An 11,637-nucleotide genomic window follows, 5' to 3' on the forward strand; every position below is an offset into this window, starting at 1 on the left:
GGTCATGGAACTGTATACGTATTACCGTTCTACCGCGTCGTACCGGGTGCGCATCGCCCTGGCCCTCAAGGGCCTGGATTTCACCGCGATACCGGTCAATCTGCTGGTGCCGGCGGGCGGCGCCAATCGCCAGCCCGAGTTCCTGGCGATCAATCCGCAAGGGCGCGTGCCGGCCTTGCGCAGCGATGAGGGGCAATTGTTGCTTCAATCCCAGGCGATCATCGAATACCTGGAGGAACGTTATCCACAGGTACCGCTGCTCTCGAAGGACCTGACCGCCCGTGCCCATCAACGCGCGGTGGCCTCGATCATCGCCTGCGATATCCACCCGTTGCATAACTCCAGTACTCAGAACCTGCTGCGCCAGTGGGGCCACGATGAGGGGCAATTGCTGGAGTGGATCGGGCATTGGATCAGCCAGGGCCTGGGCACGGTGGAGCAGTTGATTGGCGACACAGGGTTTTGCTTTGGCGAGCAGCCGGGCTTGGCGGACACGTTTCTGATTCCCCAGCTGTATGCCGCCGAACGTTTCAAGGTGCCGTTGGGTGCGTACCCGCGCATCGGCCGAGTGGCGGCGTTGGCGGCGCAGCATCCGGCGTTCGTGCAGGCTCACCCGGCCCACCAACCTGACACCCCATAGCGCTCAAAACTGCAGGGCTCCAAATGTGGGAGGGGGCTTGCCCCCGATAGCGGTGTGTCAGTTGATAAATGTATTGCTGATGCAGAGCAATCGGGGGCAAGCCCCCTCCCACAGTGAGCGTGCCAACCTAATAAAAATAAAGGTCCCTTGCGATGCACAATCAGCTTGCCAGCTTCCGCGCGGCACTCGACGCCCGTCCGGTGTCGCGCTACCAGTGGTTGATTCTTCTGTTGCTGGCATTGCTGCTGGTGACCGACGGCTACGACGCCCAGGTGCTGGGCTATGTAGTCCCGGCCTTGGCCAAGGACTGGGGCCTGGAAAAAGCCGCGTTCGGGCCGGTGTTCAGCGCCAACCTGCTCGGCCTGACACTGGGCTCGCTGCTGGTGACACCGCTGGCGGACCGGTTCGGCGTGCGGCGTATCCTGTTGGGCTGTGTGCTGATCTACGCCAGCCTCACCGTATTGATGGTGTTTGCCGATTCGTTGACCACATTGATGGCCGCACGCTTCATCTGCGGCATCGGCATGGGCGGCGCGATGCCCAGCGCCATGGCCCTGATGTCGGAATATTCACCGCCCCGCATGCGCACGTTGATGGTCACTCTGGCAGCCTGTGGTTTCTCGTTCGGCGGTGCGGCGGGTGGTTTCGTGGCGGCCGGGTTTATTGATGGCTTTGGTTGGCAGGCGGTGTTTCTGGCGGGTGGGGTGACGCCGTTGCTGCTGTTCCCGTTCCTGCTGTGGTTGCTGCCCGAATCCCTGCCGCGTTTGCTGCGGGATGCGCCGCCTTATCTGCGTCTACGCAAAGTCACCGCGCGCATGTTGCCCGACTGGCAACCGCCGCCTGCCAGCGAAGCCGAAAATCTCCAGGAGCAGGGCAGCCAACTGACGGTGCTGGAGCTGTTTCGCAATGGCTACGCACGCCCGACGTTGCTGATCTGGGCGACTTTTTTCGTCAGCCTGATCCTGCTGTACTTCATGATCAGTTGGTTGCCTTCGCTGCTGCTCGAAAGCGGGCTGGCGCTGAACCAGGCCAATCTGGTGACCTCGATGTTCCTGTTCGCCGGCACCTTGGGCGCGATTGGCATGGCCTGGTTGGCCGATCGGTTGAAAAGCAAGGTGCGTCTGCTCTCCGGCGTGCTGGCAGCGGCCGCGGTGTGCACGGTGTTGCTGGGCCTGAATCATGACAACCCTGGCTACCTGGTGGCCTGCGTGTTTGCCGCCGGGTTCTGCATCATCGGCGGGCAACTGACCCTGAATGCGTTCGCCAGCAATTTCTACCCGGCGCACGTGCGCGCCACCGGCACGGGCTGGGCGCTGGGCGTGGGGCGTTTCGGGTCGATTCTGGGGCCGTTGTTCGGCAGCATGTTGCTGGCGATGCATATCCCGGTGCAGCAGATTTTCTTTTTCTGTGGGATTCCAGCGGTGATTGCCGCGTTGTTGATTATTCAGGTGCGCTCGCCGGTGGCCCGCTTGAAGGTGCGTTAATGCACGATGGCGTTGGGCGGCAGATGGCCGAGTCGCTCGGTCAGGCGCAGGCGCTGGATCGGGTCTTCGCTGAGCATCAGCGCGTGTTCCAGGTCAAAGCGCTCGGCGCTCGGGCAGTCCAGGCGCTGATACAGGCTGGCGCGTGCCAGGTAATCGGCAGCGCTGGCATTGCCCAGTTCCAGTACGCGCTCGGCATCCACCAGGGCGGCCAGCGGTTCGTCGTTGGCCAGGTAAAGTTGGCGCAGATTACGTGACAGCCGCTGCAGGATCGAGCGAGGCTCGGCGGTGTGCAGGTGCTCGGCCTGCAATTTGAGGTTCGGGCCATATTGGCGATGCAGCAGTTCGCGACAGTCGTTGGGATACAGGCGTCGGCCACCACAGGGGTCCAGCAGGTGATCGGCACCGGGCACCCGCAGCAGGAAGTGGCCAGGGAAATTCACCCCCACCATGGGGATGTCCAGGCGCCGCGCCAGTTCCAGGGCGATCAGGCCCATGGCCAGGGGTTGCCCGCGCTTGCGCTGCAACACCTTGTCCAACAAGGCGGCGGCGGGGCGCAACGGGGTGAAATCATCCTGGGCAAACCCCAAGTCGTTCATGCGCCGCAGCAACGGTTGACCCAGCTCATCGCACGGCAGCACCGGCATGCCCAGGCTGACCTGCTGTTGCAACAGGCTGAATGCCTGCAGGATCAGCAACGGCTGTACGGTGGCGTCGTGTTCGGCAGCAATCCACAGCGCGGCTTCGAACAGCGCGGGGGGTGAACGCTCCAGGCAGGCGAAAAAAGCGGTGCGGGGATTCATTGCATTCTCCGGCGGATGCTCTCGTTTTAGCCTTGCTGTGAATTTTCGTCCAGCACCATAAGAAATATCCCACTCGCTTATGTCACAGAACTCACGAAATTGGGCGGCTTATTCCAGTGCAATCCAGCACTTTTCTGCCGCCAGCCTATACTTGGGCCACTACCAGAAGTGATTCGGGAGCACGACGATGTTTGCGCTCATGCACAGCACCCGCCTGGAATCGCTGCACCTGAGCGTCGACCCGGTGACCGGGCTGAAGGCGATCATCGCCATCCATAACAGCCGCCTGGGGCCTGCCTTGGGCGGCTGCCGCTACCTGGCTTATCCCGACGATGAAACGGCCATGGCCGACGCCGCACGCCTGGCCCAAGGCATGAGCTACAAAGCCGCCCTGGCCGGCCTGCCGGTGGGGGGCGGCACGGCGGTCATCCTGCGCCCGGGCCATGTGGAGAGCCGTGCCGCGCTGTTTGAAGCCTTCGGCCGCTGTGTCGAGCAGCTTGGCGGGCGCTACATTACCGCCATCGACAGCGGCACTTCGGTCGCCGACATGGATTGCATCGCCCAACACACTCGCTTCGTCACCAGCACCAGCGCCGCCGGCGACCCGGCGCCCCATGCGGCCATGGGTGTGTTTGCCGGCATTCGCACCACCGCCATGGCCCGCCTGGGCAGTGATAACCTCGAAGGCCTGCGCGTGGCGGTGCAGGGCTTGGGCAATGTCGGTTACGCCCTGGCCGAACAACTGCATGCGGCGGGCGCCGAACTGCTCGTCAGCGACATCGACCACGGCAAGGTGCAACTGGCCATGGAACAATTGGGCGCCCACCCCATCGCCAACGACGCCTTGCTCAGCACCCCCTGCGACATCCTCGCCCCGTGCGGCCTGGGCGCGGTGCTCAATCGCCAAAGCGTCGGCCAACTGCGCTGCGCCGCCGTTGCCGGTTCTGCCAGTGCACAACTGACCCGCCTGGACATTGCCGATCAGTTGGAAGGCCGCGGCATCCTCTACGCTCCCGACTACGTGATCAATTCCGGCGGCCTGATCTACGTGGCCCTCAAACACAACGGCGCCGAGCTGCCCAGCATCACCGCGCACCTGTCCAACATCGGCAGGCGCCTGACCGAAATCTACGCCCATGCCCAGGCTGAAAAACGCTCCCCGGCACGTGTCGCGGACGAACTCGCCGAGCGCCTGCTCTACCCATGACCCGGCCTTAAATTAAAAAGGCCCTGAGTCGATGATTCAGGGCCTGTTCAATTCGGGCTTTATTCCGCCACCGCGTTCAACAACTCGGACAGCGCGTCCGGTTGGCTCTTGAACGCCTTGGCAAACACATCGCGGTTCTTCGCCATATAGATCCCGGCTTCTTCCACCTGCTGCTCGCTCAAGGACGGCACGGCTTTTTGCAACACTTCTGCCAGCAACTCAGCGAGTTCAAGCATCTTGTCATGAGCGTCAGCTTCGGCTTTATTCATGAACAAACGCTCCTGATCTCGGCTGCTGCGGTATACCACTTCGACGGCCATTCACCACCTCACATGCCTTCACGATAGTTGTCTTTTCGACTACTGTATTTATATACAGCTAAAAGCATAAGCCAAACGCCGGGGTTTGGATAGCAGGTTTTTAATGTAGTTGGGAAATGGGGGGTTGCTACACCGGAAATTTAACCGGTTCGATCATTACCGCGCGGAGGGTGGGAACGAGCTGGGTGAAATAAGTGCCTCGTGTCAGACGGCCACCATCTTATTCCCCAGCGCTGGCCTTTTTCCTGCAAGCAGAACAACCGTCACCTCCACCCCGCATTATCCGGTCGCACCGACCTAAGGAAGCAACATCGTGAAAATCAACTGGGCCGAAAAGCTGCGCCAGCAAGTCCATGGGCTGGCCGAGTCGCTGGGCAATCTGTTTGTGGAGTCGTTCCATTACCTGGCGCTGTTCGCCATTGGTGCAGTGACCGCCTGGGCGGCAGTGATGGAATTTCTGGGGATGCTGGAGAACGGGCACATCAAGATCGATGACATCTTGCTGCTGTTCATCTACCTGGAATTGGGCGCCATGGTCGGGATTTACTTCAAGACCAACCACATGCCCGTGCGCTTCCTGATCTACGTGGCCATCACCGCGCTGACGCGGCTGCTGATTTCCAACGTGTCCCATCACAACCCGCCTGACGTAGGCATTATCTACTTGTGCGGCGGGATTCTGCTGTTGGCCTTCGCGATTCTGGTGGTGCGCTACGCGTCGTCGGCGTTCCCTTCGGTGAAAGTCGAAGGCCCGCGTCGCAAGGGCGAGGCGAGCCTGGAAACCGAGAAGGGCGAGCTTTAAAGCCCGACGCTGAACGGCAGATGACGGGTGGGCGGCCGCTGCAACAGCTTGTGATTGTCCCCATCCGTCATCACCGCCAGGATTTCCATGGCGCTGTGACCCTGCTCGATGGCAATACCGAACTGGATGCTTTGCACCAGGCGCTTGAGCCGTTGCGGGTCGTTGCGTTGTTCGGCGCTGATCATGCGCTTGGCCACTACGCCGCCGTCATCGGAGAGGGTGAGCATGATGCTGCCGTCCAGCCGCTGGATGCTCAGGTTGACGCGGTATTGTGGGCTGAAAGTGTCGGTGATGATCTGAAAAGGGTTGTCCATGGTGCGTTACCGCCTGATAAGAACATGCAGTCATTGACGACCGGTGTCGGGAATAGTTCGCGTTGCCTGACCACCGGCCAAAGTCCGTTTTCCTCAAAAGCTCTACAGCAAGGGGCGTGCCGTACAGTCGCGGGGTTCGAAATGTGGGAGGGGGCTTGCCCCCGATGGCGGTGCATCGGCCAATGAATACTTGGCTGAAAGACCGCTATCGGGGGCAAGCCCCCTCCCACATTTGAACTGCGTTGTGCTTGGGGGAAGTGACCTGTTTCAGGGCAGCACGGAGAAAACGATCGCAGACAGCGCAATCAGCCCGATCAGCACTCCACCCAGCTGACCGCCAGGCCGCCCCGCGACGTTTCTTTGTACTTGTCATGCATATCGGCGCCGGTATCGCGCATGGTGCGGATCACCCGGTCGAGGGAAATGAAGTGCTTGCCGTCGCCGCGCAGGGCCATTTGCGTGGCGTTGATCGCTTTGACGGCCGCGATGGCGTTGCGCTCGATGCACGGCACCTGCACCAGGCCGCCGACGGGGTCGCAGGTCAGGCCGAGGTTGTGTTCCAGGCCGATTTCGGCGGCGTTTTCCAACTGTTCGGGGGTGGCGCCAAGGATATCCGCCAGCCCTGCAGCGGCCATGGCGCAAGCCGAGCCCACTTCGCCCTGGCAGCCGACTTCGGCGCCGGAGATCGAGGCGTTCTTTTTACAGAGGATGCCGACGGCGGCGGCGGCCAGGAAGAAATTGACCACGTCGTCGTCAGACGCGTCGGCATTGAATTTCATGTAGTAATGCAGCACGGCAGGGATGATCCCCGCCGCGCCATTGGTCGGTGCGGTGACCATACGCCCGCCGGCGGCGTTTTCTTCGTTGACGGCGAGGGCGAACAGGTTGACCCACTCCATGGCCGACAAGGTTGACGTGATGACATTGGGCTTGCCGATTTCCAGCAGGCTGCGGTGCAATTTCGCAGCGCGACGCGGCACGTCCAAACCACCGGGCAGAATGCCCTCATCGCGCAGGCCCTGTTCCACGCACTCGCGCATTACCGACCAGATATGCAGAAGGCCGCTGCGGATGGCTTCGTCGCTGCGCCAGGCGCGTTCGTTGGCCATCATCAATTCCGAAACCCGCAGGCCGTGCTTGTTGCACAAGGCCAGTAGTTCAACGGCGCTGGAAAAGTCGTAGGGCAATTGCACATCGCTGGTCGGCGCTATGCCCGATGCGGCTTCGGCCGCTTCGATGATGAAACCACCGCCCACCGAATAGTAGGTTTGCTCGCTCAACAGACCGCCGTCGCCGTAGGCGTGCAGGGACATGGCGTTGGGGTGGTAGGGCAGGCTTTCATCGAGCAGCAGCAGGTCGGTGTGCCAGTCGAAGGCAATGGCCTGTCGGCCGGCGAGTAACAACTGGCCGGACTCGCGCAGTTGCTGGATGCGCGCGTTGATCGAGGTGGGGTCGACCTGATCCGGCCATTCGCCCATCAAACCCATCACACAGGCGCGGTCAGTGGCGTGGCCGACACCGGTCGCGGACAGCGAACCGTATAAGCGCACTTCGACGCGCCGGGTCTGGCTGAGTAACTGCTGGTCGGCCAGTGCCTGGGCAAAGGTCGCGGCAGCCCGCATCGGGCCGACGGTATGAGAGCTGGACGGGCCGATGCCCACCTTGAATAGATCGAAAACGCTGATAGCCATGCTAAAGCCTTACAAGCAATGGAGTGGACATCGCTGCCATGTTTTGTAGAGCAGGCGGAGTTGGCGCGATACTGAGCCTCTGGATCAGCGCTGACCAACGAATTATCCTAAGACACCCTTTAGCAGGACTAAACGCTATGACCCGGCCCCTTCATGGCCAGACCTATGTCTGGCTGCATGTTTTTTCTTGCGCTGCGCGGCACCTTTCGTTCACCCGCTGCGCCGAGGAATTGCACATCACGCCGGGCGCGGTGAGTCAGCAGATCCGTCAGTTGGAAGAGCGCCTGGGCTTCAGACTGTTTCACCGCCGCGCACGGGGTGTAGAGCTCAGCGCCGAAGGGCAGCGCCTGGCGACAGTGGTAGGGGAGGCCTATGGCAGCATCGACGCCGAATTGCAGCGTCTGGACGCGGGGATGATCAGTGGCACCTTGCGCCTGCGCTCGATCCCGTCGTTTCTCGGCAAGTGGCTGACCCCGCGCCTGCCACGCTTGCAGCAACGCTTTCCGGACATTCAGTTGCGCATGGTTGCCGAAGACAGCAGCGTCGCGCTGCATGAGGGCGACTTCGACCTGGCCATCGACTTGAACGATGGCAGCTATCCCGGCTTGTTATCCACAGCCCTGTTGGATGAGCAGATATTTCCGGTGTGCGCCCCCAGCCTGTTGCGTGGCCGGCCGCCATTGCATGGCCCCGCCGACCTTGCCCACTTTCCGTTGCTGCACGACATCACCGCCTGGCGTGGGAGTTTTGAGTATGCCGAGTGGGAGTTCTACCTGAATGCCATCGGTTACCCCGATGCCGATGTGCGTCGCGGGCACACCTTCAACCGCAACCACCTGACCATCGAAGCCGCCATTGCCGGCATGGGTGTGGCCATTGCACGGCGCACCTTGCTCAATGATGAGCTGGAACGCGGCACGCTGATCGTGCCGTTTGGCCTGGCCGTGCCCAACCATAAACGCTACGTGCTGCTGTATGCGCCGGGTGCATTGAGTCACCCCGGCGTGCGGGCGGTGCACGACTGGCTGGTGGAAGAAGCGGGGATTTTTCGCGCCCTGCACCCGTTGGGAGCGGGGCAATCTTGAGGAAAACTGGACGTAAGAAGTTGTAACTAACTCCCCACCCTACCAGCGTTTTTGCCCGTCGTCAGGGTTAATTTGTAATGTGGGATTTATCTTTGCAAAGGGGTTGAAATGTTTCAGCAGGTGCTCAATTGTGTAATCAAGAGGTCATGGTTTCACCACCCCGGTGTTGCAGTTTGTGATCTCTGGCGAGCTAGCTGAAATAAGGGAAGAACTATGCAAATCCAAGTCAATAGCGATAACCATATTGAAAGCAGCATCCGACTGGAGGAGTGGGTACGTACCACCATTGAGAGCACGCTCGAACGTTATGAAGAAGACCTGACCCGTGTGGAGGTCTACCTGCGGGATGAGAACGGCGACAAGCCCGGTCCCCACGATTTAAGTTGCCGTCTGGAGGCTCGGCCAAAAGGCCACCAACCGCTTTCGGTGCTACACAAGGCCGATACGCTGGAACAAGCGATCGATGGCGCAGCCACCAAGCTCGATCACGCGCTGGAACATCTGTTCGGCAAACTGCAAGGCAAGCCCCGCGCTGCCGGTAAAAACCAGCCGACCACCAAAGTCAATGAAGATGAGCTTGAACAGGAGTTTCTGGAAAAAGAACGTGCCGTATTCAACGGCTGACGGTTTTTGACTTTCATTGAAGACGGGCCTGCGCGAGCAGGCCCGTTTTCGTTTACCTGCGCTGGCGAAAGAAAAACCCGCTAAGCATCGCCAGCCCGCAAGCACCCAACCCTGCAAAGAGCATGGCCCAGCCGGCGCCGTTGCGCAGAGCTGCCTGGGCATCGCTGAACGCCAACCCCCGTGCGTCCAGCTTGCCCGCCGCGAGGTGCTGGCTGAGGGCCGGCCAATCCATTGCCGTGCCTGGCGGCAGTACCTCGGCCAGGTAATGGCCGATCCCCAGTAACAGCACCAGGCCCATCAGCGCGATATTGAGCGCCAGGGTGATCAGCCGGGCGCTGAAGTCGATGCCCGAGGCCATGCCCGCGCGATCAGCCGAGACGGCGCCGGTGGTGGTGTTGGTGGTGGGCGAGTTGGTCAGCGCCAGGCCAGTGCCTGCCATCACGCAACTGAGCAGTACCAGCAGCGTGAGTGGCTGGGCGGCGACATTGGCCGCGGCCATCGCCAGAAACCCTGCGCCCATGGTCGCCAGGCCCACCGGGATAATGCGTTCGGCGCCGTAGCGCAGGGCCAGGCGTTCTGCCAGCGGTGGCACCAGCAAGGTCGGCAAGGTGTAGGCGAGCAGGGCGCCGCCGGTGGTCAGGGTGTCGTAGCCCAGGCCCGCTTGGAAATACAGCGGCAGGTAGATCATGAATGGCCAGAAGCTGAAGTTCATGCCGATCGAGCCCATCAGTGCACCGTTGAAGCGCTGGATGCGAAACACCGAGAAATCGAACATCGGATGGGCACTGCGCTTTTCAACCACGATAAACAGCAGCAATGCCACCAGCGCCAGGCCCGCCCAGCCGAGCATGGCCGGTGTGGCGAAGCCGTGCTCGGTGCCCTGGGTGATGAAGTAGACCAGGGCGAACACCGACAGCGTCAAGGTCAACATGCCGGCTATGTCGAGGCGATGGCCGGCCGGGTCGCGGGATTCCTGCACGCTGATGCGCAACAGCACCAGGGTGAACAGGGTGAGCGGCACGTGCGCAAGAAACACCCAGCGCCAATCCGCGACTGCCAGGATCAGCGCGCCGACCATCGGCCCGAATCCCAGGCCTACGCCGGCAATCACGCCCCAGATTGCGAAGGCCCGGGCGCGTGCCGCCGGTTCACGAAACAAGTGCGACAGAATCGCGAACTGGCAGATCATCATCGCGCCGGCACCGATGCCCTGGACGAAGCGCGCCACGATCAGCATTGACGCGTCGTTGGCCAGCCCGCAGGCCAGCGAGGCCAGGCCAAACACCCACAGGCACAGCACCAGCACGCGTCGGCGGCCAAAGCGATCGGCCAGGGTGCCCGCTGCCATCAGTACACTGGTGCAGGCCAGGGTGTAGGCATTCATGATCCACTGGGCATCTTGAAACCCGGTGCCCAATTCGCGTTCGAGGGTGGGCAGGATGACCGGTACGCTGGAAATTTCCAGGCCGAACATCAGGGCCACCAGACACACGGCGGTGAGCGCCAGGCCGTTTCTGGCGGCATGCGCTGGGCTGAGGGCCGATAGAGCGGCGACAGGTGGCATACGCAGTTCCTTAAGAGAGGGGGAGGAGTTATTCTCTCGGGAATAGGGTTCTTTATTTGCGATAACTTTTCCCTTGATAGGGGATTAAAAGGCGACAATCTACCATGTCCACCCCACGTTTCGACGGCGTCGAACTGTTTCTGCACATCGTCGAAAGCGGCAACCTGAGCGCCGCCGCCGAGCGGCTGAACCTCACGCGCTCGGCGGTGGGCAAGGGCCTGGCACGGCTTGAAGCGCGCCTGGGCACCTGCCTGTTGCAACGCTCCACGCGCCGCCAGCGTCTGACCGAGGATGGGCAGGCGTACTACGAGCACTGTCTGCGTGCGCTGGCGGAGCTGGAGGCGGCCGAGTCCGTGCTGGAAAGCGGCCGTCAGCAGCCACGCGGGCGCTTGCGCGCCAGTTTGCCGCTGGCGTTTGGTCACCACTATGCCGCGCCTGCCCTGTGGGGCTTGATGGATCGTTATCCGCAACTCGAGATCGACATTTGCTTCTCCGACCGCATGACCGATCTGACGCAGGAAGGCTTCGACATTGCCGTGCGTATCGGCCCGTTGCCGGATACTGACCGTCTGAGTGCGCGGCGTCTGGGGGAGCAGGTCATGGGTTTGACGGCGTCACCGGCGTATTTGCAGCGCAGGGGGCCAATTGAACGTATCGAGGACTTGGCGGCTCATCGCGGCATTGCTTACCGCAGCAACAACGCCCAGCGCTCGCGCCTGGTCACGCCCCTGGTGCTGGACGACCTCCAGGCTGTGGCCGATGCGGCGATTGCAGGCGTGGGCCTGGCCTGGTTGCCGAGTTGGTTGATTGCCCACTATGCGCTGCGCGGGCAGCTGGAGGCGGTGCTGCCTGGCTGTCGCGAGCAGCCGGCCCCCATCCACGTGATCTGGCCGACGGCGCCGCACATGCCGGCCAAGACACGGTGCGCCATCGATGCGCTGGTCGCGGCCACCCCCAGTTGCCTGGCGGGCAGTTAGAACCCGAATCCTGGACACACTGAGGATCAAATGTGGGAGGGGGCTTGCCCCCGATGGTGGAGTGTCAGTCAGTATATTTTTAGCTGACCCACCGCAATCGGGGGCAAGCCCCCTCCCACATTTGGATGG

General features: G+C 61.8%; 12 protein-coding genes. 7 read left to right on the top strand and 5 right to left on the bottom strand.

All coding sequences use genetic code 11. The annotated features are described in order from the left end of the window. Positions 1–4 precede the first annotated feature (4 nt). Together maiA and CIB54_RS01750 are read left to right on the top strand one after the other, a co-directional pair. Complete coding sequence (gene maiA / locus CIB54_RS01745; RefSeq protein ID WP_065951721.1) at positions 5–640, top strand: maleylacetoacetate isomerase; 636 nt, start codon at positions 5–7, stop codon at positions 638–640. A gap of 152 nt (positions 641–792) precedes the next feature. Next, complete coding sequence (locus CIB54_RS01750; RefSeq protein ID WP_101218323.1) at positions 793–2,124, top strand: MFS transporter; 1,332 nt, start codon at positions 793–795, stop codon at positions 2,122–2,124. On the opposite strand, the gene CIB54_RS01755 is transcribed toward CIB54_RS01750, so the two are convergent. Beyond that, positions 2,121–2,924 (bottom strand): SirB1 family protein, encoded by an 804-nt coding sequence (locus tag CIB54_RS01755; protein ID WP_101218325.1) that lies wholly within the window; start codon positions 2,922–2,924, stop codon positions 2,121–2,123. The genes CIB54_RS01750 and CIB54_RS01755 overlap by 4 nt on opposite strands. A 187-nt stretch (positions 2,925–3,111) precedes the next feature. Here CIB54_RS01755 and CIB54_RS01760 point away from each other — a divergent pair, with 187 nt between their 5' ends. Continuing rightward, the gene (locus CIB54_RS01760) at positions 3,112–4,131 is read left to right on the top strand and encodes a Leu/Phe/Val dehydrogenase (protein WP_101218327.1); all 1,020 of its coding nucleotides are present in this window, start codon (positions 3,112–3,114) and stop codon (positions 4,129–4,131) included. Between the two features lie 59 nt (positions 4,132–4,190). On the opposite strand, the gene CIB54_RS01765 is transcribed toward CIB54_RS01760, so the two are convergent. After that, a complete protein-coding gene (locus tag CIB54_RS01765) occupies positions 4,191–4,451 on the bottom strand; it encodes a YebG family protein (RefSeq protein ID WP_065951725.1) in 261 nt (86 codons plus the stop codon). Positions 4,452–4,764: 313 nt separating this feature from the next. On the opposite strand from CIB54_RS01765, the gene CIB54_RS01770 reads away from it, so the two are divergent. Beyond that, positions 4,765–5,253: a phosphate-starvation-inducible protein PsiE gene (locus tag CIB54_RS01770; protein ID WP_057724703.1), complete on the top strand. Its 489-nt coding sequence runs from the start codon at positions 4,765–4,767 to the stop codon at positions 5,251–5,253. Here the strand turns inward: CIB54_RS01770 and CIB54_RS01775 are convergent. Continuing rightward, complete coding sequence (locus CIB54_RS01775; RefSeq protein WP_065885908.1) at positions 5,250–5,567, bottom strand: DUF3509 domain-containing protein; 318 nt, start codon at positions 5,565–5,567, stop codon at positions 5,250–5,252. The two genes, CIB54_RS01770 and CIB54_RS01775, sit on opposite strands and share 4 nt — an antisense overlap. Positions 5,568–5,881: 314 nt before the next feature. Beyond that, positions 5,882–7,258 (bottom strand): L-serine ammonia-lyase, encoded by a 1,377-nt coding sequence (locus tag CIB54_RS01780; RefSeq protein WP_065951726.1) that lies wholly within the window; start codon positions 7,256–7,258, stop codon positions 5,882–5,884. 137 nt (positions 7,259–7,395) lie between these two features. Here CIB54_RS01780 and CIB54_RS01785 point away from each other — a divergent pair, with 137 nt between their 5' ends. Next, positions 7,396–8,343, top strand: a complete 948-nt coding sequence (locus CIB54_RS01785; protein ID WP_065951727.1) for a LysR substrate-binding domain-containing protein — start codon at positions 7,396–7,398, stop codon at positions 8,341–8,343. Positions 8,344–8,556: 213 nt separating this feature from the next. Further along, positions 8,557–8,967, top strand: coding sequence for an HPF/RaiA family ribosome-associated protein (locus CIB54_RS01790; protein ID WP_016978251.1), 411 nt, complete (start codon positions 8,557–8,559; stop codon positions 8,965–8,967). A 52-nt stretch (positions 8,968–9,019) separates the two neighbouring features. On the opposite strand, the gene CIB54_RS01795 is transcribed toward CIB54_RS01790, so the two are convergent. Beyond that, the gene (locus CIB54_RS01795) at positions 9,020–10,531 is read right to left on the bottom strand and encodes an MFS transporter (protein WP_101218329.1); all 1,512 of its coding nucleotides are present in this window, start codon (positions 10,529–10,531) and stop codon (positions 9,020–9,022) included. Between the two features lie 104 nt (positions 10,532–10,635). Here CIB54_RS01795 and CIB54_RS01800 point away from each other — a divergent pair, with 104 nt between their 5' ends. Next, positions 10,636–11,508 carry a LysR family transcriptional regulator gene (locus CIB54_RS01800; protein ID WP_101218331.1) on the top strand — a complete coding sequence of 291 codons (873 nt, stop codon included), beginning with the start codon at positions 10,636–10,638 and terminating at the stop codon, positions 11,506–11,508. Positions 11,509–11,637 lie beyond the last annotated feature (129 nt).

It is taken from the genome of Pseudomonas fluorescens, from assembly GCF_002837185.1.
In the GTDB taxonomy this organism is placed as follows: Bacteria; Pseudomonadota; Gammaproteobacteria; order Pseudomonadales; family Pseudomonadaceae; genus Aquipseudomonas; species Aquipseudomonas fluorescens_AM.

What these genes read in the sequence shown, in the direction of transcription:
- maiA (WP_065951721.1), top strand. Translation starts at nt 5, where the DNA reads ATGGAACTGTATACGTATTACCGTTCTACCGCGTCGTACCGGGTGCGC.
- CIB54_RS01750 (WP_101218323.1), top strand. Translation starts at nt 793, where the DNA reads ATGCACAATCAGCTTGCCAGCTTCCGCGCGGCACTCGACGCCCGTCCG.
- CIB54_RS01755 (WP_101218325.1), bottom strand. Translation starts at nt 2,924, where the DNA reads ATGAATCCCCGCACCGCTTTTTTCGCCTGCCTGGAGCGTTCACCCCCC.
- CIB54_RS01760 (WP_101218327.1), top strand. Translation starts at nt 3,112, where the DNA reads ATGTTTGCGCTCATGCACAGCACCCGCCTGGAATCGCTGCACCTGAGC.
- CIB54_RS01765 (WP_065951725.1), bottom strand. Translation starts at nt 4,451, where the DNA reads ATGGCCGTCGAAGTGGTATACCGCAGCAGCCGAGATCAGGAGCGTTTG.
- CIB54_RS01775 (WP_065885908.1), bottom strand. Translation starts at nt 5,567, where the DNA reads ATGGACAACCCTTTTCAGATCATCACCGACACTTTCAGCCCACAATAC.
- CIB54_RS01780 (WP_065951726.1), bottom strand. Translation starts at nt 7,258, where the DNA reads ATGGCTATCAGCGTTTTCGATCTATTCAAGGTGGGCATCGGCCCGTCC.
- CIB54_RS01785 (WP_065951727.1), top strand. Translation starts at nt 7,396, where the DNA reads ATGACCCGGCCCCTTCATGGCCAGACCTATGTCTGGCTGCATGTTTTT.
- CIB54_RS01790 (WP_016978251.1), top strand. Translation starts at nt 8,557, where the DNA reads ATGCAAATCCAAGTCAATAGCGATAACCATATTGAAAGCAGCATCCGA.
- CIB54_RS01795 (WP_101218329.1), bottom strand. Translation starts at nt 10,531, where the DNA reads ATGCCACCTGTCGCCGCTCTATCGGCCCTCAGCCCAGCGCATGCCGCC.
- CIB54_RS01800 (WP_101218331.1), top strand. Translation starts at nt 10,636, where the DNA reads ATGTCCACCCCACGTTTCGACGGCGTCGAACTGTTTCTGCACATCGTC.